The organism is Streptomyces sp. NPDC044719 (genome assembly GCF_056433405.1).
Window position 1 is genome coordinate 659,830 of the sequence record NZ_JBWKHE010000002.1, and the last position, 24,976, is coordinate 684,805.

At 72.2% G+C, this 24,976-nt stretch carries 24 protein-coding genes; 13 read left to right on the top strand and 11 right to left on the bottom strand.

The window, feature by feature from the left end; translation table 11 throughout:
- The first annotated feature begins 27 nt into the window (after positions 1–27).
- The 10 genes from AC07DF_RS09750 (at position 28) to AC07DF_RS09795 (ending at position 8,173) form a co-directional block, all read left to right on the top strand.
- On the top strand, positions 28–1,242 hold the full coding sequence (locus tag AC07DF_RS09750) for an acyl-CoA dehydrogenase family protein (RefSeq protein ID WP_478968750.1): 1,215 nt from the start codon (positions 28–30) through the stop codon (positions 1,240–1,242).
- Complete coding sequence (locus AC07DF_RS09755; RefSeq protein WP_478968753.1) at positions 1,239–2,015, top strand: SDR family oxidoreductase; 777 nt, start codon at positions 1,239–1,241, stop codon at positions 2,013–2,015. Before AC07DF_RS09750 ends, AC07DF_RS09755 begins: the two co-directional genes overlap by 4 nt.
- The gene (locus tag AC07DF_RS09760; protein WP_478968757.1) at positions 2,012–2,773 is read left to right on the top strand and encodes an SDR family NAD(P)-dependent oxidoreductase; all 762 of its coding nucleotides are present in this window, start codon (positions 2,012–2,014) and stop codon (positions 2,771–2,773) included. Before AC07DF_RS09755 ends, AC07DF_RS09760 begins: the two co-directional genes overlap by 4 nt.
- Positions 2,770–3,582 (top strand): enoyl-CoA hydratase/isomerase family protein, encoded by an 813-nt coding sequence (locus AC07DF_RS09765; protein ID WP_478968759.1) that lies wholly within the window; start codon positions 2,770–2,772, stop codon positions 3,580–3,582. Before AC07DF_RS09760 ends, AC07DF_RS09765 begins: the two co-directional genes overlap by 4 nt.
- 60 nt (positions 3,583–3,642) lie before the next feature.
- Positions 3,643–4,269, top strand: coding sequence for a TetR/AcrR family transcriptional regulator (locus tag AC07DF_RS09770; RefSeq protein WP_478968762.1), 627 nt, complete (start codon positions 3,643–3,645; stop codon positions 4,267–4,269).
- Positions 4,270–4,365: 96 nt separating this feature from the next.
- A complete protein-coding gene (locus AC07DF_RS09775) occupies positions 4,366–4,716 on the top strand; it encodes a nuclear transport factor 2-like protein (protein WP_478968764.1) in 351 nt (116 codons plus the stop codon).
- Positions 4,717–4,733: 17 nt separating this feature from the next.
- A complete protein-coding gene (locus AC07DF_RS09780; RefSeq protein WP_478968767.1) occupies positions 4,734–5,102 on the top strand; it encodes a hypothetical protein in 369 nt (122 codons plus the stop codon).
- A 38-nt stretch (positions 5,103–5,140) separates the two neighbouring features.
- Positions 5,141–5,461, top strand: coding sequence for an EthD family reductase (locus AC07DF_RS09785; RefSeq protein ID WP_478968770.1), 321 nt, complete (start codon positions 5,141–5,143; stop codon positions 5,459–5,461).
- A gap of 49 nt (positions 5,462–5,510) precedes the next feature.
- On the top strand, positions 5,511–7,061 hold the full coding sequence (locus tag AC07DF_RS09790; RefSeq protein WP_478968772.1) for a class I adenylate-forming enzyme family protein: 1,551 nt from the start codon (positions 5,511–5,513) through the stop codon (positions 7,059–7,061).
- Positions 7,058–8,173, top strand: a complete 1,116-nt coding sequence (locus AC07DF_RS09795; protein WP_478968776.1) for an MBL fold metallo-hydrolase — start codon at positions 7,058–7,060, stop codon at positions 8,171–8,173. Before AC07DF_RS09790 ends, AC07DF_RS09795 begins: the two co-directional genes overlap by 4 nt.
- On the opposite strand, the gene AC07DF_RS09800 is transcribed toward AC07DF_RS09795, so the two are convergent.
- The 9 genes from AC07DF_RS09800 to AC07DF_RS09840 form a co-directional block, all read right to left on the bottom strand.
- A complete protein-coding gene (locus tag AC07DF_RS09800; protein ID WP_478968779.1) occupies positions 8,143–8,898 on the bottom strand; it encodes an SDR family NAD(P)-dependent oxidoreductase in 756 nt (251 codons plus the stop codon). The two genes, AC07DF_RS09795 and AC07DF_RS09800, sit on opposite strands and share 31 nt — an antisense overlap.
- Positions 8,899–8,915: 17 nt before the next feature.
- A complete protein-coding gene (locus AC07DF_RS09805) occupies positions 8,916–9,959 on the bottom strand; it encodes a phosphotransferase family protein (protein WP_478968781.1) in 1,044 nt (347 codons plus the stop codon).
- Positions 9,956–11,158, bottom strand: a complete 1,203-nt coding sequence (locus AC07DF_RS09810) for an acyl-CoA dehydrogenase family protein (protein ID WP_478968783.1) — start codon at positions 11,156–11,158, stop codon at positions 9,956–9,958. Before AC07DF_RS09810 ends, AC07DF_RS09805 begins: the two co-directional genes overlap by 4 nt.
- 37 nt (positions 11,159–11,195) lie before the next feature.
- Complete coding sequence (locus tag AC07DF_RS09815; RefSeq protein ID WP_478968785.1) at positions 11,196–11,999, bottom strand: SDR family NAD(P)-dependent oxidoreductase; 804 nt, start codon at positions 11,997–11,999, stop codon at positions 11,196–11,198.
- 14 nt (positions 12,000–12,013) lie between these two features.
- Entirely contained in the window at positions 12,014–13,750 is a 1,737-nt protein-coding gene (locus tag AC07DF_RS09820; RefSeq protein ID WP_478968787.1) for an ABC transporter permease, read from the bottom strand.
- 4 nt (positions 13,751–13,754) lie between these two features.
- Positions 13,755–14,894 (bottom strand): ABC transporter ATP-binding protein, encoded by a 1,140-nt coding sequence (locus AC07DF_RS09825; protein WP_478968789.1) that lies wholly within the window; start codon positions 14,892–14,894, stop codon positions 13,755–13,757.
- 41 nt (positions 14,895–14,935) lie between these two features.
- Positions 14,936–16,000, bottom strand: coding sequence for an extracellular solute-binding protein (locus AC07DF_RS09830; RefSeq protein WP_478968792.1), 1,065 nt, complete (start codon positions 15,998–16,000; stop codon positions 14,936–14,938).
- 307 nt (positions 16,001–16,307) lie between these two features.
- Positions 16,308–17,669, bottom strand: coding sequence for an FAD-dependent oxidoreductase (locus tag AC07DF_RS09835; RefSeq protein WP_478968796.1), 1,362 nt, complete (start codon positions 17,667–17,669; stop codon positions 16,308–16,310).
- 18 nt (positions 17,670–17,687) lie between these two features.
- Positions 17,688–18,842, bottom strand: coding sequence for an NADP-dependent oxidoreductase (locus AC07DF_RS09840; protein WP_478968799.1), 1,155 nt, complete (start codon positions 18,840–18,842; stop codon positions 17,688–17,690).
- Positions 18,843–19,014: 172 nt separating this feature from the next.
- Here AC07DF_RS09840 and AC07DF_RS09845 point away from each other — a divergent pair, with 172 nt between their 5' ends.
- The gene (locus AC07DF_RS09845; RefSeq protein ID WP_478968801.1) at positions 19,015–19,137 is read left to right on the top strand and encodes a hypothetical protein; all 123 of its coding nucleotides are present in this window, start codon (positions 19,015–19,017) and stop codon (positions 19,135–19,137) included.
- Between the two features lie 9 nt (positions 19,138–19,146).
- On the top strand, positions 19,147–22,281 hold the full coding sequence (locus AC07DF_RS09850) for an ATP-binding protein (RefSeq protein WP_478968803.1): 3,135 nt from the start codon (positions 19,147–19,149) through the stop codon (positions 22,279–22,281).
- Here AC07DF_RS09850 and AC07DF_RS09855 read toward each other — a convergent pair.
- Positions 22,262–23,053 (bottom strand): ABC transporter permease, encoded by a 792-nt coding sequence (locus tag AC07DF_RS09855; protein WP_478968805.1) that lies wholly within the window; start codon positions 23,051–23,053, stop codon positions 22,262–22,264. The genes AC07DF_RS09850 and AC07DF_RS09855 overlap by 20 nt on opposite strands.
- Entirely contained in the window at positions 23,050–24,030 is a 981-nt protein-coding gene (locus AC07DF_RS09860) for an ATP-binding cassette domain-containing protein (protein ID WP_478968807.1), read from the bottom strand. Before AC07DF_RS09860 ends, AC07DF_RS09855 begins: the two co-directional genes overlap by 4 nt.
- Positions 24,031–24,204: 174 nt before the next feature.
- Between AC07DF_RS09860 and AC07DF_RS09865 the strand changes: the two genes are divergently transcribed.
- On the top strand, positions 24,205–24,951 hold the full coding sequence (locus tag AC07DF_RS09865; RefSeq protein WP_478969482.1) for a TSUP family transporter: 747 nt from the start codon (positions 24,205–24,207) through the stop codon (positions 24,949–24,951).
- The last annotated feature ends 25 nt before the right edge of the window (positions 24,952–24,976 follow it).

Genomic DNA, 24,976 nt, shown 5'->3' on the forward strand with positions numbered 1-24,976 from the left:
GCGAGCGACACGCAAGGAGCGACAGGCATGGACTTCGAGCTCTCCCCGAAGACGCGCGAACTGCACTCACGCATGGGCGCGTTCATGGAGGAGTACGTCCTCCCGGCCGAGGCCGTCTACGACCGGCAGCTCGCCGAGGCGGACGACCCTCATCGACAGCCCGCCGTCATGCGCGCGTTGCAGGAGAAGGCCCGCGCGGCGGGCCTGTGGAACCTCTTCCTCGCGCACGGCGACCGGGGCGCCGGACTGACCAACCTCGAATACGCCCCGCTCGCCGAGCTGGCCGGGCGGTCCGTCATGGGCCCCGAGGTGTTCAACTGCTCGGCCCCCGACACCGGCAACATGGAACTGCTCGCCCTCTACGGCACACCCGGGCAGCAGGACCGCTGGCTGCGGCCCCTGCTGGCGGCCGGCATCCGGTCCTGCTTCGCCATGACCGAGCCCGAGGTGGCCAGTTCCGACGCGCGCAACATCCGCACCCGGATCACCCGCGACGGCGACTCCTACGTGGTCAACGGACACAAGTGGTACACCTCCGGGATCCTGGACCCCGACTGCGCGCTGATCATCCTCATGGGCGTGACCGACCCGGAGGCGGAGACGTACCGGCAGCAGAGCATGCTGCTGATCCCGCGCGACACCCCGGGCATCACCGTCCTGCGCGATCTGCCCATGTTCGGGTACACCGACCGCTGCGGCCACGGCGACGTGCTCTTCGAGGACGTACGCGTACCGGTCGGCAACCTCCTCGGCGGTGAGGGCGAAGGTTTCGCCCTGGCCCAGGGGCGGCTCGGCCCCGGCCGGATGCACTACGCCATGCGCGCGGTCGGCTTCGCCGAGCGGGCCCTGGACCTGATGTGCCGCCGGACCATGAACCGGAGCGCCTTCGGCGGCCCGCTGTCGGACCAGGGTGTCGTACGCGAATGGATCGCCCGCAGCCGCATCGAGATCGAGCAGGTCCGGCTGCTGGTGCTGAAGTCGGCCTGGCTGATGGACACCCAGGGCAACGCCGCCGCCCGCACGGAGGTCGCCGCGATCAAGGTCGCGGCGCTGGAGGTGGCGCACCGCGTGGTGGACCGGGCGGTGCAGGCCCATGGCGCGGCGGGAGTCAGTGACGACACCGTGCTGGCCCGGCTGTACGCGATCACCAGGGCGCTGCGCATCGCGGACGGGCCGGACGAGGTCCATCTGCGCACGGTGGCCCGGCGGGAGCTGGCCAAGTACCCCAAGGAGCAGACGTGAACGGACAGCCACTGCGCGGCCGGGTCGCCGTGATCACCGGCGGCTCACGCGGGATCGGCCTGGGCATCGCCAAGGCGTACCGCGAGGCGGGCGCGCATGTCGTGGTCGCCGCCCGCAAACCGGAAGGGCTCGCCCGGGCGCGGGCGGAACTGCTGCGGCTCAAGGGCGACGGCGATGTCCACGAGGTGGTCGCCAACGCCGGGGAGCCGGACCAGGCCCAGCGATGCGTCGAGGAGACCATGGCCCGGTTCGGCCGCCTCGACGTCCTCGTCAACAACGCGGCCACCAACCCCTACATGGGCGACCTGCTCGATCTGGATCCACCGCGCGCGGAGAAGACCGTACGCGTCAACCAGTACGGCATGGTCGCCTGGACCCGCTGCGCCTGGCACGCGTGGATGTCGGAACACGGCGGCGCGGTGGTCAACATCGCCTCCGTCGGCGGACTGGTCGTCGACCCCCACATCGGCTGGTACAACGCCACCAAGGCGGCGATGCTGCACATGACCCGGCAGCTCGCCTACGAACTCGGCCCGCGGGCGCGGGTGAACGCGATCGCCCCCGGCCTGATCAAGACCGAGCTGGCCAGGGCCGTGTGGGAGCCCAGGGAGCCCGTCCTGACCGCGAAGCTCCCGCTGCGCAGACTGGGCACGGTCGAGGACGTGGCGCACGCGGCGCTGTTCCTGGCCTGTGATGCCTCCTCCTGGATGACCGGCCAGACACTGGTGCTGGACGGTGGCGCCACCGTGCTGCCGATCGGGGTGGACGAGTGACCCCGGCGGCTGATCTCTTCTCCCTGCACGGCCGTACGGCGGTGGTCACGGGCGCGTCCGCGGGGCTCGGCGCGCGGTTCGCCCGTGTGCTCGCACAGGCGGGCGCCAGCGTGTTCGCCGCGGCCCGGCGGCTGGACCGGCTGACGGAACTGGCGGACACCGAACCCCGCATCCACCCCGTGGCCTGCGACGTCTCGCGCGAGGCGGACCGCGTACGGCTCACGCAGAGCGCGCTCGCGGCCACCGGACGCTTCGACGTCCTGGTCAACAACGCCGGCGGGGCGGGAGCCGTGCGGGCCGAGGACGAGAGCGCGGAGGACTTCGCGGCCGTGCTCACGGTGAATCTGGTGGCGCCCTTCCACCTCGCCCGGCTGATGGCCGAGTCCTCGGACACCCCGGGCCGGTCCGTCGTGAACGTCTCCTCGATCCTGGGCCTGGTGGCCGGAGCCCCGCTGGGAGGCGCGTCCTACGCCGCCTCCAAGGCGGGCCTGATCGGGCTCACCCGCGAGCTCGCCGGCCAGTGGGGCCCCGCGGGGATACGGGTCAACGCCCTCGCCCCGGGCTGGTTCCGCTCGGAGATGACCGAGGAACTGTTCGCGGACGACCGCTCCCGCCGGTGGGTCGAACGGGGAACCATGCTGGGCCGGGGCGGCGCTCCGGGCGAGCTGGACGGGGCACTGCTGTTCCTCGCCTCGGACGCCTCCTCCTACTGCACCGGTCAGGTGCTCACCGCCGACGGTGGATGGACGGCCCGGTGAGCGTCACGGTCCGCGTCGACGGGGCGGGCGTGGCGCACGTCGAGATGTGCCGCGAGAAGGCCGGCAACGCCATCGACCTGGCCATGGCCACGGCACTGCTGGAGGCCGCCGGGTCCTGCGCGCGGACCGACGGCGTACGGGCGGTGCTGCTCACCGGGCGGGGGCGTTCCTTCTGCGTCGGCGGCGATCTGCGGGAGTTCGCCCCCCTGTCCGGAGACCGGCTGTCCGCGCACCTCACCGCGGTCACGGACGCTCTGCACGGTGCGCTGCGGGTGTTCGCCGGACTGGACGCGCCGCTGGTGGCCGCCGTGCAGGGCGCCGTCGCGGGAGCCGGTCTCGGGCTCGCGGCGGCGGCCGATCTGACGCTCGCCGCGTCCGACGCCACCTTCGTCGCCGCCTACACCGGCATCGGGTACTCACCGGACGCCGGGGTCAGCTGGTCGCTGCCCCGGCTCGTCGGTCCCAAGCGGGCACTGGACCTGCTGCTGACCAACCGGCGGATCACGGCGCCCGAGGCGGCCGAGATGGGCCTGGTCAGCAGGGTCGTCGCCGCGGACAGGCTGGCCGAGGCGGCGGCGGAGGCGGCGGTGGCGCTCGCCCGGGGAGCCACCGGAGCGCTCGGCGCCACCCGGCGGCTCGTCGCGGCGGGGCTCTCGGCGGGCCTCGACGGACACCTCGACTCAGAGGCCCGCCACCTGGCCGATGCCGCGGTCTCGGCCGAGGGCCGTGAGGGCGTCGCCGCGTTCCTCGCCAAGCGCGACCCGGACTGGGCCCCGGCCCGAGCCGGGTTCGTAACCGAGTTCAAGTAGGTCTACCCTCAGACATCCGGTCGGCGGCTGGCGCCGGCCGTGGAGCGCAGGGGAGAGGCAATGGCGAGGGCGCGGATCGTGGATCCCGACCAGGGACCCAGGTCGAAGCGGGCGGCCATTCTGGAGGCCGCGGTCGAGTACTTCGGCGAGACCGGCTACGAGACCACCAAGTGGTCCGACGTGGCCGACCGCGTCGGGATCGGGCAGACGGCGCTCTACCACTACTTCGAGTCCAAGGCGCACTGCCTGCTCACCATCATGCGCCTGGAGCTGCAGCGCTCCCACGACATGTTCACCGAGGCGACGGCCGGTGAGCCGGATCCCGTCAAGGCGCTGCGGGCCGGGGTCCGCTCGGCCTTCGCGGTGACGGAGCACGAGATCCGGCAGATGCGCGTGCTGCAGGCCAACATGTCGCTGCTCGCCACCCCGCGGAAGTCCAAGCGCGAGGAGACCGAGCGGATCGCGGCGCGGCAGCTGGTGCAGATGGTGGAGCGGGACTGGACGAATCTGCTGATGCGCGGCATGGCGAAGGGCGCCTTCCCGGTGCGGGACGCGCACATGCTCGGGCTGGCGGTGCTCGGCATGATCGTCAGTGTGTGGCGGTGGTACCGCCCGACCGGGGCGATCCCGCTGCCGGAGATCAGCGACCTGATCGAGGGCTGCGTGGTGCGCATGATCGGGGAGTAGGCCCGATGCTCCGCCCTCTTGTGAGGGCGGAGCCGCACCATTATATTCAAACTGAACTGAACTCAGGTTGATGTTCTGAGTGGGAGGACGGTGACCATGGTGCTCCGCGAGTACATGGCCAGGATGGACGGTCAGGACCCGGAAAAGGCACTGGCGCTCCTGGAGCCGGGGTTCCGGTTCCTCCTCGCCCTGCCGGACGGGGAGAAGACCGGGGAATCGAGGGCCGACTTCGCGGCGTACATCGCCGGCCGGAACGCCGGGGACCGTGTGCACGAGATCGTCCGCTACTCGGTGGACCAGGATCTCGAGACGGCCTACGGCTTCGTGGTGGAGGCGGGTACACCGACCGGCGCGTTCCTGTCGGCCGCCGTCGTCTCGCCCTCCGGTCTGATGGCGCGCTACCAGTCCTACTTCACGCCCGTCTTCGACCTCATCGACCGGCCATGACGGGAGGCACACCACAGATGCGGAGTTCGGCACCGTTCCTGAGCGCGTGGTTCGCGCTGCTGGACAGCGAAGACGCGTCCCGGATCCTCGATCTGATCAGCGACGACTTCTCGTTCTCCATCCTCTTCTCCACCGGCGGCGCCGGCGCCACGGACTTCCACGGCGGCCGGGCCGAGATGGAGGGCTACCTCGCGCAGCGCGAGCAGGGTGTACGCACCCACCATCTGCTGACCGCCAGTGCCAGCGGTCCTGACGAACTGTTCCTCGGCGAGGTCCGGCGCTCCGGAGTGCCGGAGGCCAGCTTCGTGGCTTCGGCACGGCTGAACGAGGCGGGCAAGGTCCGGCGGCTGCTCATCGGCCGCTCACCCGCCCTGCTGTTCGCCTGAACCCGGTCCACGCCGCTCGTCCCGCATCGGAGGGTGCCATGTACAACCTCATCCTGCTGGCCTCGCGGCCGCCCGACTGGACCCATGACCGGTTCATCGACTGGTGGCGCGGCGAACACGCCGAACTGACCCGCCGGCTGCCCGGACTGCGCTCCTGGCGGCACACCGAGATCGACGCGGCCCTGGAGCCGCGCTCCGAGGGGTGGGACGGCGTCTCGATCCTCGGCTTCGACACGGCCGAGGACCTGCGCAAGGCCCTGGACAGCCCGGAATGGGCCGCGGCCGTCGCCCAGGTCGGCGACATGAAGGGCCGCAGGATCGCCGTCATGGGCGACGAACGGGAGCTGTACCCGGGCTGACCGGTCCGGCCAGGCGAGGAACCTTCCCGAGACGAGGCGAGGAAGCGGGATGCGACGAACAGTGCGGGAGTTCCGGCAGCGGGCCGAGGAAGGCGACTTCACCGCCGTCATCGACGACGACGGCCGCCATGCCGCGCGGGACCTCATCGAGCGCGCGGCGGCCCTGGCGGAGGCCATGACCCCGGACGGGACGCCGGGCGGCACGGTCATGGTCCAGGCCGACAACTCCTGGCGCACGGTCGTGGCCACCCTGGCCGCGGGGATGACCGGCGGCGTACTCGCCGTCGTGAACCGGCACACCACGAGCGCGGAGTTCCTGGCGGCCCTGGAGGACATCCGGCCGGACGTCGTCGTCGCCGAGCCGTCCGCGCTGCGGGAGTGGCGGGGGCCCGGACTGCCGGCGGGGCGGACGGCCGAGGCGCTCGACGGATGGAGCCTCCTGGCCGCCCGTGGCCCGAGGGACGTCAGCCGCTGGAACGGCGGTGCCGTCATCGGCTTCACCTCCGGCTCCACCGGACGCCCCAAGGGCGTCGTCCAGTCGGAAACGGCCCTGCGCTACGCCTGCTCCCGGACCCGTGACATCAACGGCCTGCACCCCGGTGACGCCGTGGCCGCCCTCGTTCCGCTGTCCTCCACCGCCGCGTACTGCTTCGGGGTCTGTATGTCCCTCATGCTCGCCGGGCCGCTGGTGCTGACGGGCCGTTGGGATCCGGCGGCCGCCCTCACCCGGCTGGCCGAGCACGAGGTCCGGTGGACCATGTGCGTACCGACGATGGCCCTGCAGATGGGTTCGGCCGCCTCGGGATCGCGGGTGCTGGACGGAGTGCGCGCGATCACGGTGGGCGGAGGCCCCATGGACCGGGGCGCACTGGCCCGCGCCGAGCGGTCGCTGGGCACCAGGATCCTTCGGGTGTTCGGCATGTCCGAGTGCCTCGGGCACACCTCGCCGCGGCCCGGCGACACCGAGGAGATCAGACTCGGCAGGGACGGCCGCCCCTTCCCGGGGACCGAGTTGAGAGCGGTCGCCGCCGACGGAACCGTCCTCGGGGTGGGGGAGACGGGACGTGCCGAGGTCCGCGGCCCCTCCCTCTTCCTCGGGTACGCCCGCGACGGCGAGGTGGAACCGCCGGCGCTCACCCCGGACGGCTTCCTCCCCACCGGTGACCTGCTGAAGACCGCCCCGGACGGCACCGTCACCGTCATGGGCAGGGAGAAGGACGTCATCATCCGGGGCGGCCGCAACCTCGACATCACCGAGATCGAACGCGCCGTCGCCAGCCACCCCAAGGTGGCCCGCGTCTGCGTCGCACCGGTGCCCGACCCCCTGCTCGGCGAACGCCCGGCCGTGCTCGTCGTCTCCGAGAACGGCAGCGATGACCTCGGCCTCGACGAGATCACCGCACATCTGGAACGCACCGGCCTGTCCAAGGCCAAGTGGCCCGAATTCGCCTTCGCCGTCGGCGAGTTGCCGCAGACCCGGGTCGGCAAGCTCGACCGCGGAGGCGCCCGGGAACTCGCCCGCGAACTGCACGCGCTGCTTCCCGTCGTGCCGGGACCGCCCGGCGCGCGACCCGAACCATCTGAGCTGGGAGATGTATGACGACCCGTTTCGACCGTGGACAGTGGGCGCAGGGTGGAGCCCAGACCGTACGGCCCGGAGTGCACCGCGTACCACTGCCGCTGCCGGAGGACGGGCTGCGGGCCGTCAACGTCTACGTGCTGGAAGAGGACGACGGCCTGGTGCTGATCGACGGCGGATGGTCGATCCCGGAGTCCCGCAAGGCGCTCGAGGACGCCCTGGCCGGCCTCGGCCACGACCTCGCCGAGATCAGCCACATCCTGGTCACCCACATCCACCGCGACCACTACACCCAGGCCGTGGAACTGCGCCGCCTGCTCGGCTCCCGGGTCTACCTCGGCTCGGGCGAGCGGCGCGGCCTTGAACTGCTCGGCGAACTGCGCACCGACCAGCCCGTCGGATCGCTCAGGACGCTGCGCCGGGCGGGCGCCGGAGAACTGGCCGACCGTATCGAGGCGATGGACCACGGCGGCTTCGACCCCGCCGTATGGGAGGCGCCCGACCGCTGGCTGGAGGCGGAGGAACTGCGGTTCGGGGAACGGACCCTGCGCGTCGTGCCCACACCCGGCCACACCAGGGGCCATGTGGTCTACCTCGACGAGGCACGGGGGCTGCTGTTCTCAGGGGACCACGTGCTGCCGCACATCACCCCCTCCATCGGCTTCGAACTGGGCGACGGACCCGGACTGCCGCTGGGCGACTACCTCGCCTCACTGCGGCTCATGACCACGCTCGCCGACGCCGCGCTGCTGCCCGCGCACGGACCGGTCGGTCCCAGCGTCCACGGCAGGGTCGCGGAGCTGCTGGCCCACCACGACGACCGGCTCGGCGAGACCCTCGCGGTCCTCGGCGGGCGCGCCCTCGACGCCCACGCCGTGGCCCAGGAGCTCGGGTGGACCCGGCGGAAGGTGCCGTTCGAGGATCTGAGCCCCTTCAACCGGATGCTGGCCGTCAACGAGACGGCGGCACACCTGGACGTCCTCGTGACCCGCGGCTGCGCTGTCCGCGCCTCGGTGGACGGCGTGCACCGCTACGCCCGGCGCGAGGCCGGTGCCGGCACCGGCGACCGGGGGTCCGTCCCGGTGCCGGAGCCGGCCGGGCTTCAGCGGGCGGTCCAGCCTCCGTCGACGTAGAGCTCCGAGCCGGTCATGAAGCCCGCGTCGTCCGAGGCGAGGAACGCCACGGCGGCCGCCACCTCCTCGGTCGTGCCCAGCCGGCCGAGCGGGGTGCCCTCGATCATCGCGGTCAGTCGCGGCGTGCCCCGCCACAGCTCCCGGGACAGGGGCGTCTCGATGAAACCGGGATGCAGCGAGTTGACCCGCACGCCGCGCTCACCCCAGTGCAGCGCGGCGTTCTTCGTCATCAGCCGGACGGCCCCCTTGGCCGCGTGGTACGAGAACTGGGCGCCGAAGCCGCCGACCGTGCCGAAGATCGAGGCGACGTTGACGATCGAGCCGCCACCGGAGCGCTCGATGGCCGGGCCACCGTGCTTCATACCGAGCCACACACCGGTCTGCGTCACGCCGATCACCCGGTCCCAGGACTCCTGGGTCTCGGTCTCCACCGTGCCCATCGCGGCGATTCCCGCGTTGTTGACCAGCACCGACAGGCCGCCCAGACGCTCGGTCACCTCGGCGGCGACCGTCTCCCAGGCCGTCTCGTCGGTGACGTCCAGACGCAGCCCCAGGGCAGCGCCCGGCAGTTCCCCGGCGAGCTTCTCGCAGTGGTCCGTATCGAGATCGGTGACCACGACGGTCGCGCCCTCGGCCGCCAGCCGCCGCACGATCGCCTCGCCGATGCCTCCCGTGGCACCGGTCACCAGCGCCACCTTCTCCGAGAGCCGGGCTTCCCTCACCACGCCACCCACATCCCTTCTCAGACACGCGACAGATCGACCGACAGACCGGAGCGCAGCAGCGCGGGCACGGCCGAGCCGACCCGGTCGAAGCCCGGGCCGACCGTGCGCCCGGCGAGATGGCGGGCGTGGATCCCCTCCGCGATGACCGCCAGCTTGAAGTACCCGAGGGCACGGTGGAAGGGCAGTGCGCAGACATCGCGGCCGGAGCCCGTCGCGTACCGTTCCGCCAGCTCGGACGCGGACAGGAAGCCCGGGTTGGCCGCCGGGACATGCCCCTCCCCGAGGACCGCCTCACACGCCGGGTCCCAGTAGACGAGCAGCAGTCCGAGGTCGGCGAGCGGATCGCCGAGCGCGGCCATCTCCCAGTCGACGATCGCGGCGATCCGCCCCGGGTCGGCGGCGTCCAGGATGACGTTGTCCAGCCGGTAGTCACCGTGCAGCACCGCCCCGGCGCCGTCCCGCGCGGGCAGGCCTCGCTCCAGCTTCCCGTGCAGCGCGTCCAGTTCGGGCAGCTCACGGGTGGCGACCCGGTCCCACTGGCCGCGCCAGCGCCGCACCTGCCGCTCCACGTACCCGTCCGGGCGCCCGAACCCGCCCAGCCCGACCTCGTGCGGATCGAGGGAGTGCAGCGCGACGAGCTGGTCGACCAGCGCCTCGGAGCACCGCCTCGCGTCCGACGCGGACAGCTCGGCCGCCTGGGCGCCGTCCCGCAGCACATCACCGTCGACGAAGGCCACGACGGTGAACGGCGCCCCGATCACCGACGCGTCGGCGCAGGAGACCACGGTCCGCGGAACCGGGATCCCGGTGCCGGCGAGCGCGGCCATGACGCGGTACTCGCGGTCCATGTCGTGCGCGGTGGGCGTGAGCGTGCCCAGCGGCGGCCGCCGCAGCACCCAGCGGTGCGTGCCGTCGGTCACGAGGTACGTGAGATTGGACCGCCCGCCGAGCAGCAGGCGCACCTCCAGAGGTCCGGAACACCCCGGAATTTCGCGCTCGAAGAAGCGCCGCAGCGCGCCCGGATCCACCCCCGCCACGCCGTCCTCGCCGGTGGCCGTCACCGCACGGCCTCCCGCTCCCGCGCGGCCCGGACCGCACGCTTGGCGATGGCCCAGCGGTGGGTCTCCGACGGCCCGTCGTACACGCGGAACGGCCTGACCTCCCGGTAGAGGGCGGACAGCGGAATGTCCTCCGAGATGCCGAGGGCCCCGCAGATCTGCGTCGCGCGGTCCACGACCCGGCCCACGGCCTCGGACACGAAGGTCTTCGCGATCGACGTGAGCTGGGCGCCGGGCCTGCCCCGGTCGAGTTCCCAGCAGGCACGCCACAGCACGGCCCGGCTCGTCTCGATGTCGATCTCCGAGTCCGCCAGCTGCTGCTGCACCATGCCCAGTTCGGCCAGGGGCCCGCCGAACGCCGTACGCCGGGCCGCGCGGTCCAGGGCGATGTCCTGGGCCCGGCGGGCCACCCCGAGCCAGCGCATGCAGTGGGTCAGCCGGGCGGGCCCCAGACGCACCTGCGCGTACTCGAACCCCTTGTCGACCTCGCCGAGCACCGCGTCGTCCGCCACCTCGCAGTACTCGAAGGCGAGTTCACTGTGACCCGCGAACAGGGCGCGGTCGAGGGTGCCGATGTTCCTGACCACCTTCATGCCCGGGTTGCCCGCGCCGACCAGGAACATGGTCGCGCCGCCCGGGTCACCGGGTACGCCGCTGGTGCGCGCCATGCAGATCGTGAACGCGGCACCGTCCGCCCCGCTGATGAACCACTTGCGGCCGCTGATCCGCCATCCGCCCGGGACCCGGACCGCCGTCGTCGCCAGCGCCCTCGGGTCGGAGCCGGCGCCGGGGGAGGGCTCCGTCATCGCGAAGCACGACCGGGACTCCCCGGCCGCCAGGGGAGCGAGGAAGCGAGCCTTCTGCTCCTCGGTGGCGACCGCTTCGAGCAGATGCGTGTTGCCCTCGTCGGGCGCGGCGCAGTTGAGGGCCAGCGGGCCCAGCAGCGAGTATCCCGCGGCCTCGAAGACGACCGCCTGACCCCGCAGATCAAGCCCGAGCCCTCCCCACCGGCGCGGCACATGAGGGGCGAACACGCCCGCCGCGCGGGCGGCCTCCTGCAGCTCGCGCCGCAAGGCCTCGGGGCCCGCGTGCACATCCCCCCGGCAGTCCTCCTCGACCGGCAGCACGGTGTCCCGGACGAAACGCGCCGTCCGCAGCGCGAGGTCGGCGACATCCCGGTCGACCTCGAAGTCGATGGCCATACGGCCCCTCTCGATCGTGTACCTGGTGGTGGACGGGTCACTCCCTGACCCCGCGCCACGCGAGCGCGCCGCCGTCGACGACGTACGAGGCACCGGTGATGAACGCCGCGTCGTCGGAGGCCAGGAAGCAGGCGAGCCTCGCCACCTCCTCCGGCCGTCCCAGCCGCCGGACGAGCTGCGGCGCGGTCAGTTCCCGCTCCATGGCGTCGCGGTCGTCGGCCGCCTCGAAGAAGTCCCGGGCCAGGGGCGTTTCGATGACACCGGGGCAGAGGCAGTTGCAGCGCACCGGCGCCAGGTCGACCGCGGTGACCTTGGTGAGATGGATGACGCCCGCCTTGCTGGTGCCGTAGACCGGGGCCCGGGCGAAGCCCGTGAGCCCGGACACCGACGCCGTGTTGACGATCGACGGGCCGAGCGTGGAGCGCCGCAGATGAGGGGCGGCGAACTTCGTGGTGAGCCAGACGGCCTTGAGATTGACCTCGTACACCGCGTCCCACACCTCCTCGGGGAGGGTGTCCACCGCACGGTCCTCAGGCCGGTCCACGAACGCCGACTCGACCACCCCGGCGTTGTTGACCAGGACGTCCAGCCCACCGAACCGTTCCGCCGCGCGGGCCACCATGGCCTCGACCTGCTCGCGGTCGCGCAGGTCGCAGACGACCGGCTCCGCCTCGGCCCCGGCGGCGCGGACGAGGTCGGCCGTCCCGGCCGCGGTGGCCTCGTTCCGGTCGGCGACCGCGACCGCCGCCGCGCCCCGGCGCGCCATCTCCACGGCGATCGCCTGCCCGATGCCCTGGCCGGCGCCCGTCACGAGCACCGACCTGCCGTCCAGCGACCCCATGACCCCGCCTCCGTTCACAGCTTCTCGAAGATGTCGGAGCCCGCGACCGACATGGCCACGAAGACGCCCGCCGAGGTCACCAGCGTCATGACCAGCGCGATCGCCGCGACCAGCGGATAGGAGCCGTTGGACCAGTAGTCGAACAGGATGGTGCCCATGACCTGCGTCGTGGGCGCCCGTACCAGCAGCGAGGCCGTGAACTCGTGGGTGAGCAGCACGAACATCAGCGCCGCGGCCCCCGCGATCGTGGGGCGCAGCAGCGGCAGCACGATGTCGGTGGTGGTCCGCAGCGCGCCCGCCCCGCTGGTCCGTGAGGCCTCCACGTAGGTGTCACCGAGCGCCACCATCCCGGACAGCTGCATCCGGGTGGCGAAGGGCAGCATCAGCGTGACGTAGACGAGGACGATCACCGTTCGGGTGCCGTACAGGATGAACGGCTCACGGCTGTACGTCAGCAGGAACCCGGCGCCGAAGACCACCGCCGGGATGCCGAGCGGCATCGCCACGATGAAGTCGACCGCGGCCCGGATGACGCGGAACCGGCGGCCCTTCAGCAGCAGCGAGGCGGAGACGAAACCGAGCGGGAGCGCGATGGCGACGGAGATGACCGAGGTGAGGAGGCTGTTGACGATCGCGTCGGTGATCCCCGACTCCTGGAACACCTGGCGGAAGTTGTCCAGCGTGAAGCCGCTCGGCTGGATCTTCCCGCTCCAGAAGGAGGAGAGCGACACCACGATGAGCGCGCCCAGGGGCAGTGCCAGGGCCAGCAGGCCATAGAGGACGATGCCGGTGACGGCCACCCACGACGGCCGTCCGCCGGACCGGAACGCCTTGCCGCCGTGCGTGACGAAGCGGCTGTGGTCGCCGAGGATCACCTTCTGGAAGAAGACGACGGCGATACCGAAGAGCAGCAGCGGCGATCCGATCGCGGCGGCCCTGCCGTAGTCGACCGGGCTCTGTGACACGGCCACGTACATGTCGGTGGTCAGCACGTCGATGCCGTTGTTCCTGCCGAGCAGCAGCGGTCCCGTGAACTGGCCGAGCCCCAGCAACAGGGCCACGAACCCGCCGTACACCAGCACCGGGCGCAGCAGCGGCAGCGTCACCCGGAAGAACACCCCGGCGGGCGAGGAGCCGTTCACCTGCGCCGCCTCGATCAACTCGGCGTTGATGTTGCCGAAGCCGGCGCTGACGAACAGGTAGACGAAGGCGGTCAGGCCGAAGCCCGTGATGAGGACGATCCACGGCATCGTGTAGATGTCGACCGGGCCCTCCTGGAGATGGCTCCACCAGGGCAGCCGGCGCAGTGCGGCGTTGAGGTAGCCGGGGCGGGGCGAGAACAGGAACGCCCAGCCGGTCACCGACGCCACGGCCGGCACCACGATGGGCAGGATCGGCAGGACGCGCAGCAGCCTCAGGCGGGGCGGGAGCCGGGTCGCCGCCCAGGCCAGGAACGTGCCGAGGACGAGCGCGATGGTCAGCGAGCCCAGCGCGAGACCGGCCGTCGTCCACAGCGTCTTCGCCATGTCCGGGTCGTCGAAGGCGGTGCTGTAGCCGCGGGCGTCGTCCTCGAACGCCAGCCGTTGCAGGCCCACCAGTGGTGCGACCACCAGATAGCCGATCGCGGCGAGGAAGACGAGCGCGCCGAGCCGGGGGAGATGGCGTCGCAGGTGGGAGAGCGTCGTGGGACGCGGTGGGTCCGGCGGCGGGGCCGAGGTGGCGGGGGGCGCGGATACGGCGGGTGCGGTCACGGTGTCACGCCCTCACCGTCGCGGGGGTCTGCGCGGCTGTCCGTACCCCGTCGGCGTCGTAGTAGAGGGCCGTGTCCTTGGCGAACCAGGCGGTCACCCGCTGTCCGCGCGCCAGACCCCGGGCCCAGGGCGTGCCGGTGAGGGGCGCCCGGGCGTGCAGCCGGCTGTCCGCGATCGTGACGACGACGTCCATGTGACGCCCTCCGAACTGCGCGTCCACCACCTCGGCCACGAGGCCGGCGCCATGCACCGGAGGTTTCTCCTCGGCCGGGCTGAGCTGGAGGTCGTCGGGGCGCAGCCGGACGGTGACCTCCGCGTGCGAGCGGGGCACCGGAAGCTCGCCCGCCACGGGCGGGCCGTCGGCGACCGTCCACCCCCCGCCCGTGCGCCGCAGCGCGAGGCGGTTCGACATGCCGATGAACCCGGCGACGTACTCGGTGGCCGGTTCCTCGAAGACCCGCTCCGGGGTGTCGAGTTGCTCGATCCGCCCCGCCCTCATGATCGCCAGACGGTCGCCGAGGGCCAGCGCCTCGCTCTGGTCATGGGTGACGAACACGGCGGTGAAGCCCAGCCGCGCGTGCAGTTCGTGCAGCTGGGCGCGGACCTGGTCGCGCAGCCGGGCGTCGAGGTTGCTCAGCGGCTCGTCGAAGAGCACCAGATCGGGCCGGGCGGCGAGGCCCCGGGCCAGGGCGACCCGCTGCTGCTGACCGCCGCTGAGCTGTGCCGGGTAGCGGTCGAGGAGGGCGGCGCAGTCGACGAGCCGCGCCGCCTCCTCGATCCGCTCGCGCGCCTCCTCGCGGGCCACCCGCCGGGTTCGCAGCGGATAGCCGATGTTGCGGCGCACGGTCATGTGCGGCCACAGCGCGTACGACTGGAACACCATCCCGATGTTCCGTTTGTTCGGCGGCAGGTCGACCTTGTCACGCAGGTCCAGCACGGTCCGGTCGCCCAGCGAGATGCGTCCCTCGTCGGGTGTCTCCAGACCGGCCAGACAGCGCAGGGTCGTGGTCTTCCCACATCCGCTCGGGCCGAGGAGCACGATGAACTCGCCCGGTTCGATCTCCAGTGACAGATCGTCCACGGCGACCGCGGGCGGTTTGCCGGCGAACCTTTTCGTCAGACCCTCGATGCGCACGTGGGACACGGACAACTCCTTACTTCAGCTCGCACGGGGCAGCGGGACTTCTACTGGAAGAGGGACTTCCACTTCTTCTGGTACGTGGCCACGGCGTCCGGTGTGAGCTTGGCCGGGTCCTGCACCCGGACCTTGTCGTTGGTGATCACCGTGCCGGGGATCTTGGGCAGCACCGAGCCGGCGGACGGCGTGATCAGCTTCTGTCCCTCGGCGGTCACCATGAAGTTGGCGAAGAGCTGCCCGGCGTTGGGGTGCGGGGCGCTCTCCAGCACCATCCCGTAGTACCGGGCACCCCATGCGCCGTTCGGCGCCATGCGGTAGTCGACGGGCGCGCCCTTCTTCTTGGCGGGCTCGAGCGTGATCGGGGCGACGAAGCTGCCGGCGGCGATCTCACCGGACGTCAGGGCCTCGCCCATGGGCAGGGAGCTGGGGTAGATGCGCGGCTTCTGAGCGGCCAGCCTCTTGACGAAGCCGGCGCCGTACTTCTCCTCCAGCCACAGGTAGAAGTCGACGATCGACGGCGCCGTCGGCTCGATGACGCCGATCTTTCCGCCCTTGAGCGACGGGTCGAGCAGGCCCGTGTAGTCGGTCAGCCCCTGGGGGTAGAGCTTGGTGTTCCAGCCGAAGGTGAGCACCGCGGAGTTGGTCTCGAAGTAGTTGCCCTCGTGGACGTACTTCTTGGCGTCGTAGTCGCCCTTGCCGGTCAGTTCGGGGCCGGTCGGCGCCAGGAAGCGCTTGGCCTCGGCCTGCGGTTTCACCCAGGACAGGCTCGCGCTGACGTACATGTCGGCGATGCCCTTGCCGGTGTTGAACTCCGTCTCGACCTTCACGCCGAGGTCACCGTCGACGCCCCGGACCGTGTTGACGTCGATCCCCGGATACTTGGCCTCGAAGGCCTTCGCGAGGTTGTTGAGGGCTGTCAGGTCCTGGGCCGAGTAGACAGTGACCTTTCCTTCCTTCTTCGCTGCGGCGACCAGTTCGCTCATGCCCGCCGAGGCGGGCACGACCTTCGACTCGGCGTCGTCGTCGTTTCCACCGCCGCATGCGGTGGCCAGCAGTGAGGTGATCGTCAGCAGGATGAGCAAAGCCCCACGCCGTCGTGGATCTGATCTCATTCTCGGCTCCCTTGGGCCAGGGCGAAGAACGTCAAGGTTCACGGAAGTTACCAAACTGAACTAGGTTAGGCAATAGAGTGCGCAAGCGGCGCGGGGAGGAGGTTTGTGGATAGCCGCCCCTAGCTGGTGAAAGGCTGGTTGGCGGGTGGGGCGGGCCGGTCGGGCATCCAGCCCGCGGTCGCTGTTGAAGTCATTTCAGTTCTGCGGCAACGGCATCGGGTTGGGCCGCGTGTGCCGGCGGCGTTCTCAAGATGCGCGACACCGTCGATCCGCACAAGCCTCTCGGCGTTCTGGGCTGCCGCTCCCGTCAGCCGGGGCCCCTTTGCCCCTCGGGGGCGGCGCGCAGTGTCGCGGTGTGCGCCGCGGTGAGTCCGAACACGAGGGCCGACGCGATGCCACCCGCGTAGGCCCGGTACCACAGGCCCCCGGTGTCCGAACCGGCCGCGAGGAGCCCGTCCAGGGGCTCGCCGTCCTCTCCCAGCACCCGCGCCCGGTCGTCGATGCGCACCCCGTGGAAGGGGAAGGTGAGGGCGGGCACCGCCTCTACGACGTAGTACGGCGGTTCGTCGAGCGGCGCCCGGTCGAGCCGGCGGCCCGGCACCGGCTCCTCGCCGGCCGCCGTCCGGGCGTTGAACCGCTCGACGGCCGCGCGGACGGACGGCCCGTCGTACCCCCACTCCTCGGGAAGGCAGGCGAGCTCGTCGAGGTTCTCGGCGAAACCGGCCCGGCCGCCCCTGCGGGCGGCCAGCGCGAACTTGTCCACGGCGACGGCCCCCTTCACGTACGAGCCCACCACCCAGTCGCGGAACACGCGGGCGTCGGCGATGAGGAGCCCGCGGTTCTCGGGCTGCTCCATCAGCGCCATCGCCGTCAGGTGGTCCCCGAGCGTTTCATCGGTGAACCGCTCGTTGTCCACGTTGAACAGCAGCGCGTGTTCGCTGTAGTACAGCGACAGATCCACGAAATCGGAGGGGTCCCTGAACGGGACGCCGCTCGGGATCAGATGTCCGTAGAAGCCGGCCCCGGGCAGCCCGGTCGACGCCCCGGCGGCGGTCGCCAGGCGGTAGCCGGCTCCCCTGCTGTGAGGGTTGGAGCGCAGTTCCAGCCGGCCGGCGCGAGGGTGCACGAGCTTCTTCCGGAGCTCCGCGTCGCCCTGGAAGCCGCCCGTGGCCAGGAGGGTCGAGGTGGCGCGCACCTGCCGGCGCGTGCCCTCGCCCGTGACGAGTACCGCTCCGGTCACGGCGCCGTCCTCCAGGACGAGCTGCTCGGTATCGGTATCGAGCAGCAGCTCACCGCCCGCCTCGGCGATGATGCGGCGGCAGGTGTCGGCATAGTGATTCGTGTCGAACTGGTGCCCCTGCCCGAAACCGAGGATGGGCTGGGGGTCCTTGGCCTCGACCCCGGTGCTCCGGATCCACGCGATGCCCTCCTGGAACCGGTCCACGAGCGCCCGTTTGAGCGAGGCGTCCCCGCCCGGGTTGTGCCGGTCCATCGCCTCGTGGCTCGGGGCGGTCCAGGCGTACCCCGCGTAGCGCGCGGATCCGCCGACGTCGCCGCTGATCTCGACGACGGTGACGGACAGTCCCTCGCGGACGGCTCTCGCGCCCGCGGTCAGTCCGGCCATGCCCGCCCCGATGACGAGCAGGTCGACGTTTCGGTGGTCCGGCATGCGCACCCAGTCCTCGTGTCAGTTCGTGCTGTCGGTACTCCCGGCGCCCTCGGGGCCGCCTCGGCCGGCGGCGCGCTCGGGCACCCCGTCGATCCGTACGAGCGTCTTTCCGGTGTTGTCGCCGCGCAGCAGTCCCGCGAGCGCCGCCGGCGCCCGCGTCAGCCCGTCGACGATCGTCTCGCGCCATCGCAGGCGGCCCTCGCCGATCCACGCGCCCATCCGCCGCTTCATCTCGGGCAGCATGTGGGTGTGTTCGCTGCCGCGGAAGCCGCGGATCGTCAGGCTCTTCGTCACGGCCAGCATGAGGTTGTCGGGGCCGTGCGGCGGCTCGTCCGCCGCGTACTGCGAGATCATGCCGCAGACGGCGACGCGGCCCGACCTGCGCAGCGCTCCGAGGGCGGCCTGGAGGTGGTCGCCGCCGACGTTGTCGAAGTACACGTCCACGCCGTCCGGAGCCGCCGCGCGCAGCAGGTCGGGGAGGCTGCCGCTGCGGTGGTCGAACGCGGCGTCCAGGCCCAGCTCCTCCAGGAGATAGCGCACCTTCTCCCCGGAACCGGCGCTGCCGATGACGCGATGGCCGCGGATCTTCGCCAGCTGTGCGACGAGGCTGCCGACGGCTCCGGCCGCGGCGGAGACCCAGACGACGTCGCCGTCGCGCAGCTGCGCCACGTGGAAGAGGCCGGCGTAGGCGGTGAGGCCGGTGGCGCCGAGCACACCGAGGTGTGCCTGGGGCGGTGCGACGCGTACGTCGAGCTTGGTGAGGGTGCCGACTCCGCCGAGCGCCCGCTTCCCCGCCTCGATGACCGCGTAGTCGCGCCAGCCGGAGGCGTGCGACACCGTGTCACCGGGAGCGAACCCGGCGGCCCGCGACTCGACGACCTCCCCGACGGTCATGATCCCGTCCATGGCCTGTTCGAGGGGGAAGGCCGGAAAGTATCCGGGTGGGGCCGTCTTCCTGAGTCGCAGCCGGAGGGCGGCGTCGACGGACGTCCATGTGTTCCGGACCAGCACCTCGCCCGGTCCCGGCCGCCGCACCGCGGCTTCGGCAATGCGGAAGTCGGTCGCCTGGATCTCGCCGCGGGGGTAGGCGATCGGCCGGACTTCACGGCCGATCGTCACCGCGCCGGGGCGGGGCGCCTGATCCGCCTCATTCCGGGCGGGTGTCTGGTCCATGAACTGAACTTGTATCACGACGATGTTAACTCGTCTACCGCTTGCGGTGAGGGGTGCATGTCGCATGTTCGCCGGTGAACTTGAAGTGAGTTCACTTATTCGGCTGCCAGGCAAGTCAACCGCAGCGGCCGCATCCTGATCACCGGAACACGGCGTCGGCGTCACCACGCTCATGCCCGGCGCCACCGACGTCGCCCGCCAGGGCTTCCCGGCGATGATGGCCGGCCGGGCCCAGGTCGTCGGAGGCGACCCCGCGACCCGGCGCAGGGAGTTCCCTTGGCCGGACCACGGCTAATCTGCCCGGGTGACCACCGACCTGACCCTGCTGCCGCGTGTCGCCTACCGCGGACAGGAGGTCACCGCGCCCCGGCTCCGCAACCTCCTCGCGCTGCTCGCGGGCGACTTGCGCACCGGCTGCAGCACCGACCGGCTCGTGGCGGGGCTGTGGCCGGACGAGCTGCCGGAGCGGCCGGGAAAGGCGCTGCAAGTCCTCGTCTCCAGGGCGCGGGGGCAGCTGGGCGCCGACGTCATCGCCAGCACGCCGACGGGATACCGGCTCACCCTCGCCGAGGACCAGGTCGACAGCGCCGCCCTGCTGCGGCACGCCGCCGCCGGCGCGGACCGGGCCAGGGCCGGAGACCACGCCGGATCGCTGGCGGCCGCCGAGGCCGGACTCGCGCTCTGGGAGGGCACCCCTGGCGAGGCCGAGGACACCGACGACCCCCTGGCAGCGCTGCGCGTCGAACGCGCACCCGTGCGTGGTGCGCTCGTCCGCGCGCGGGCCCTCGCGCTCGCCCGCCTCGGACGCCACGCGGAGGCGGCCGGACCGCTGGCCGCGGCCGCCGCGGAGCATCCCCGCGACGAGGAAGTGCTCGCCGAACTGCTGCGCGCCGAGGCCGCGACGGCCGGCCCCTCCGCCGCGCTGACGCGGTACGAGGCCTACCGCCGCGAGCTGCGCGACGAGCTCGGCACCGATCCCGGCGCCGGGCTCAAGACCGTACAGCGGGAGCTGCTGCGCGGCGAGGCCCCGGCGGTCAGACACGGCGTGCCGCACGAGCCGAACCCGCTCCTCGGCCGGGACGAGGACATCGCGGCGGTGGAACGGCTGCTGCGCGCCTCCCGCGCCGTCACCGTCGCCGGACCCGGCGGCCTCGGCAAGACCCGGCTCGCGCACGCCGTCAGCCGCCGGGCCGAGCAGCGCGTGGTGTATTTCGTGCCGCTCGCCGGCGTCACCGCGGACGCGGACGTGACCGCGGAGGTGGCCTCCGCGCTCGGCGCGGGTGAGGGGCGGCCCGGTGCCGCCATGAGCGGCCACGACCCCGTGTCCGGCATCCTCGGCGTGCTCGGCCCCGGGCCCGCTCTGCTGGTGCTGGACAACTGCGAGCAGATCGTCCGGGGCGCCGCCGACCTGGTCCGGGCACTGGTCTCCGCGTCGAAGGACCTGCGGGTGCTCGCCACGAGCCGAGCGCCCCTCGGCCTCACGTCGGAGGCGGTGTACGCGCTGCCGGAGCTGGAACTGGCCACCTCCATCGAGCTGTTCACCCAGCGGGCCCGGGCCGCCCGGCCCGGCGTGCGGCTGCCGACGGACGAGGTGGCCGGACTGTGCCGCCACCTCGACGGGCTGCCGCTCGCCGTGGAACTGGCGGCGGCGCGGGTACGGGTGCTGTCGGTGCCGGAGATCGCCCGCCGCCTCGGCGACCGGTTCGCGCTCCTGCGCGGCGGGGCGCGGGACGCGCCGGAACGTCACCGCACCCTGCACGCGGTCGTGGACTGGAGCTGGAACCTCCTCGACGAGGAGGCCAGGGCGGCGCTGCGCCTGCTGTCCGTCTTCCCGGGCGGCTTCACCGGTGAGACGGCGGAGCATGTGCTGGGCGACGACGCGCTGTCCCTGCTGGAGCAGCTGGCCGACCAGTCGCTGCTCACCGTCGCCGACGCCCCGGCCGGTGTGCGGTTCCGGATGCTGGAGACCGTACGGGAGTTCAGCGCGGCCCGGCGCACGGAGGCGGGCGAGGACGAGGAGGCCGTCGACCGGTTCCTCGCCTGGGCGCGGGACTTCGGCGTCGCGCACCACGACTGGTTCTTCGGCTCGGGGCCACTGTCCGCCTGGGAGCGGGTCAGGGCCGAGCAGGACAACCTCGTGCCGGCCCTGCGGCACGCCCTGGCCCGTACGGACGGCCCCGCCATCGCCGCCCTCACCGCGGTCCTCACCGCCCTGTGGTCCATCGGCTCCAAGTTCACCCGCCTCACCACCCTCGCCGCGGAGACCGGCCCGCCCCTGTCGCACTACCACCCCGAGCCCGAGTACGTCGAAGTCGCCCGCGCCGCCGCGGTGTTGTCCACGGCGACCCTCTTCATGGGCTACGGCCCGCACGTCGTACGCCAGCTCGTCACCCTCCGGCGGCTGCCCCCGGCCCCGCCGGACACCCTGGTGCGCGCCATCGCGATCGTGCTGGGCGCGGTTCCCGAGATGCTGCCGCCCGACTACGAGGTGCTGCGCGAACTCTGCGACAGCGAGCAGCCGCTGCTCGCCGGCATCGCCGAGTGCGTCGCCACCTACGTCTGGGAGTACGAGCACGACATCGACCGCGCGTACGCCTCGGCCCGGCGGATCATCGCCGCACTCGCGCCGGTCGACAATCCCTTCCTGCAGGTCATGGGTCACGCCCGGCTGGGCGAGCTGTGCCTGAGGACGGAGCAGGGCGAGGCCGCGTACGAGCATCTCAAGGCGGCGCTGGAGGCGCTGCCGCGGCTCGGTGACGAGCACGACTCCATCGGCATACGCAGTGGCCTCGTCCTCGCCTGCCTGCACCGCGGCGACCCCGACGAGGCCGAGTACTGGCTGCGGCAGGCGGAGGGCCACAACGCCCCGCTGCAGGACGACGTCCACAGCCCCGGCCTCGGCGGGCGCGCCGAGATCGCGCTCGCCCGCGGGCTGACGGAGGTCGGACTCGGCCTGTGGCGCAGCGCCGTGGAGGGGATGGCCGAGGCCGCTCCGGTGGACGGCGGTGATCCCTTCTACGACCGGTGGGTGCTGCAGATCCAGTCGGCGGCGGTGACGGCGCACGCGCATGTCGGCCGTCTCGAGCTGGTCGCGGACGTGGTCGACCGGCTGCGGCAGGAGCTGCGGACCATGCTCGACGGTCCGGCCGGCTCGCCCATGGAGTTCCGGTACGGGACGGCGCTGCACGCCCTCGGCATGGCGGGGCTCGCCTCCGGCGACTCCTCGGCCGTACGGATGATCGCGCTGGCCGAACGGCTGCGGGTGCTGCGCGACTATCAGCCGACGATGTCGGCGGCCCGGGCCCGGCGGGCGGCCGAGAAAGCCGACAGGGCGGCCTACGCCGACGCGGTGTCGGAGTACGCCGCCCTGGAGCGGAGCGAGTTGCGGGATGCGGCCCGCGCCGTCATGGCGGTCGCCGCTACTTCGGGTCGCGGTTGAACTGTGCCGTGGACCAGCGGTAGCCGAGCGCGCTCAGGCCGACGCACCAGGCGACGGCGATCCAGCCGTTGCCGCCGATCTCGGTCCCCAGGAGCAGACCGCGCAGGGTCTCGATGGCGGGGGTGAAGGGCTGGTACTCGGCGATCGGCTGGAACCAGCCCGGCATGGTGTCGGCGGGGATGAAGGCGCTGGAGATGAGCGGGAGAAGGATCAGCGGCATGGCCATGTTGCTGGCCGCCTCGGGATTCGGGCTGGCCATCCCCATGCCGACGGCGATCCAGGTGAGGGCGAGGGAGAACAGGGCGAGCAGGCCGAACGCCGCGAGCCATTCCAGCGGGGTTGCGTCGGTGGAGCGGAAGCCCATCGCGACGGCGACGGCACTGACCAGGACCAGGCTGGCGAGCACCTGCAGCACGCTGCCGACGACGTGCCCGATGAGCAGAGAGCCCCGGTAGATCGCCATTGTCCGGAAGCGGGCGATGAGGCCTTCGGTCATGTCCATGGAGACGGCGATCGCGGCCCCGATCACCGTGCTGCCGATGGTCATCATCAGCAGGCCCGGGACGATGTAGGCGATGTAGTCGGAGCGGTCGGCGCCGCTGCCGCCGATGCCCGCGCTCATCACGTCGCCGAAGATGTAGACGAAGAGCAGCAGCAGCATGATCGGCGTGAGCAGCAGGTTCAGCGTCATCGACGGATAGCGGCGGGCGTGCAGCAGGTTGCGGCGCAGCATCGTGGACGAGTCGCGGACGGCGAGGGAGAGGGCGCTCATCGGACGTTCTCCTTGGGCTGGCTGGGCTGGCTGGGGACGTTGGTGGGGCCGGTCAGGGCGAAGAACACGTCGTCGAGGTCGGGGGTGTGCACGGTCAGCTCGTCCGCCTCGACGCCGGCCGTGTCGAGCCAGTCGAGGATGGAGCGCAGCTCGCGCTGGCTGCCGTCGCTCGGGATCTGCAGCGCCAGTGCCTCGTCGTCGCCGGTGACCTCGCGCAGCGCGGAGGCGGCCGAGCGGTAGGCGTCCGGGTCGGTGAAGCGCAGCCGCACATGCCCGCCGGGGATGAGCCGCTTGAGTTCCTCGGCGCTGCCCTCGGCGGCGATCCCGCCGTCGTTCAGCACCGCGATGCGGTCGGCGAGTTCGTCGGCCTCCTCCAGGTACTGGGTGGTGAGGAAGACGGTCGCCCCGTCGGAGACCAGTTCGCGGATGATGCCCCACATGGTGTGACGGGAGCGGGGGTCGAGGCCGGTGGTGGGCTCGTCGAGGAAGATGATCCGCGGGTTCCCGACCAGGGTCATGGCGATGTCGAGGCGGCGCTTCATGCCGCCTGAGTAGGTGGAGGCGGGCTTCTTCGCCGCCTCGGTGAGGTCGAACCGTTCCAGCAGTTCGGCGGCCACCCGCCGCCCCTCCTGCCTGGGCAGGTGGTGCAGGTCCGCCATGAGGAGCATGTTCTCCTCGCCGGTGATCAGCCCGTCGACGGCGGAGAACTGGCCGGTGACACCGATCGCCGCACGCACGGCCTGCGGGTCGGCGGCCAGGTCGTGGCCGCCCACCCGTAGTTCGCCGGCGTCGGCGGTGATGAGGGTGGAGAGGATCTTGACGGCGGTGGTCTTGCCGGCGCCGTTCGGACCGAGCAGGGAGAAGACCGTGCCGGCCGGCACCGCCAGGTCGATGCCGTCGAGGACCGTCTTGTCCCCGTAGGCCTTGCGCAGCCCCTTGGCCGCGATGGCGAGAGAGTGCGATGTCGTTGTGGTCATGCGGCAGAGCTTGCGGCAGGGCGCATTCAGCGTGGTTTCACGATGGTTTCAGCGCCCTGGAACCGGGCGGTGACGGGCCACGATCTACGCTGGCGCCGGAAAGCCGGGCGGGACAAGGGAGCGCGGGGGCATCGGGTGGAGTGGGAACTGGGGGCGGCCGGCCTCGCGGTCGGCATGCTCATAGCCGTGGTGACCGCGCCGGTCGGGGTCTCCGGGGCGGTGTTCCTGCTCCCGGTGCAGCTCAGCGTCTTCGCCGTGCCCAACCCGGCTGTCACGCCCACGAACCTGCTCTACAACGTGGTGGCGGGGCCCGGCGCCCTGCTGCGCTACCGGCGCGACGGCGCCCTGGCGGGACCGCTCGTCCGCCGCCTGGTGCTGGGCACTCTGCCCGGTGTCGTGCTGGGGGCGGTCATCCGCGTGTTCGCCCTTCCGGGGCCGGGCGTCTTCCGCCTCCTGGTCGCCGCGCTGATGCTGCCGCTCGGCGGCTGGCTCATCGCCCGGACCCTGCGCCCCGCACCCCCGGAGATCCGGCGCCCCGAGCCCGCGCCCCGGACGGTGACCCGCCTGGCGCTCGCGGTCGGCGTGGTGGGCGGTGTCTACGGCATCGGCGGCGGCTCGATCCTCGGCCCCGTCCTGGTCGGACGCGGCGTCCCCGTCACCAGGGTCGCCCCGGCCGCACTCGCCTCCACCTTCGCCACCTCCGTGGTCGGCGCCGCCACCTACGCCCTGCTGTCCCTGGCCCACAGCGGCAGCATCGCCCCCGACTGGTTCCTCGGCCTGTCCTGCGGCCTCGGGGGTCTCATCGGCGGCTACCTCGGAGCCCGCCTCCAGCCCCACCTGCCCGAGCCCCTCCTCCGTCTCGTGCTCGGGACCCTGGCGACGGCGCTCGGCGCCCTGTACGCGGTCAGCGCGCTTCGCTGATCCGCGCGAGGGAGCCCGGAGACAC

Excerpts from the sequence above, each read along its gene's own strand:
- AC07DF_RS09750 (WP_478968750.1), top strand. The coding sequence starts at position 28 with ATGGACTTCGAGCTCTCCCCGAAGACGCGCGAACTGCACTCACGCATG.
- AC07DF_RS09770 (WP_478968762.1), top strand. The coding sequence starts at position 3,643 with ATGGCGAGGGCGCGGATCGTGGATCCCGACCAGGGACCCAGGTCGAAG.
- AC07DF_RS09775 (WP_478968764.1), top strand. The coding sequence starts at position 4,366 with ATGGTGCTCCGCGAGTACATGGCCAGGATGGACGGTCAGGACCCGGAA.
- AC07DF_RS09780 (WP_478968767.1), top strand. The coding sequence starts at position 4,734 with ATGCGGAGTTCGGCACCGTTCCTGAGCGCGTGGTTCGCGCTGCTGGAC.
- AC07DF_RS09785 (WP_478968770.1), top strand. The coding sequence starts at position 5,141 with ATGTACAACCTCATCCTGCTGGCCTCGCGGCCGCCCGACTGGACCCAT.
- AC07DF_RS09790 (WP_478968772.1), top strand. The coding sequence starts at position 5,511 with ATGCGACGAACAGTGCGGGAGTTCCGGCAGCGGGCCGAGGAAGGCGAC.
- AC07DF_RS09795 (WP_478968776.1), top strand. The coding sequence starts at position 7,058 with ATGACGACCCGTTTCGACCGTGGACAGTGGGCGCAGGGTGGAGCCCAG.
- AC07DF_RS09810 (WP_478968783.1), bottom strand. The coding sequence starts at position 11,158 with ATGGCCATCGACTTCGAGGTCGACCGGGATGTCGCCGACCTCGCGCTG.
- AC07DF_RS09815 (WP_478968785.1), bottom strand. The coding sequence starts at position 11,999 with ATGGGGTCGCTGGACGGCAGGTCGGTGCTCGTGACGGGCGCCGGCCAG.
- AC07DF_RS09830 (WP_478968792.1), bottom strand. The coding sequence starts at position 16,000 with ATGAGATCAGATCCACGACGGCGTGGGGCTTTGCTCATCCTGCTGACG.
- AC07DF_RS09835 (WP_478968796.1), bottom strand. The coding sequence starts at position 17,669 with ATGCCGGACCACCGAAACGTCGACCTGCTCGTCATCGGGGCGGGCATG.
- AC07DF_RS09840 (WP_478968799.1), bottom strand. The coding sequence starts at position 18,842 with ATGGACCAGACACCCGCCCGGAATGAGGCGGATCAGGCGCCCCGCCCC.
- AC07DF_RS09845 (WP_478968801.1), top strand. The coding sequence starts at position 19,015 with ATGCCCGGCGCCACCGACGTCGCCCGCCAGGGCTTCCCGGCGATGATG.
- AC07DF_RS09855 (WP_478968805.1), bottom strand. The coding sequence starts at position 23,053 with ATGAGCGCCCTCTCCCTCGCCGTCCGCGACTCGTCCACGATGCTGCGC.
- AC07DF_RS09860 (WP_478968807.1), bottom strand. The coding sequence starts at position 24,030 with ATGACCACAACGACATCGCACTCTCTCGCCATCGCGGCCAAGGGGCTG.
- AC07DF_RS09865 (WP_478969482.1), top strand. The coding sequence starts at position 24,205 with ATGCTCATAGCCGTGGTGACCGCGCCGGTCGGGGTCTCCGGGGCGGTG.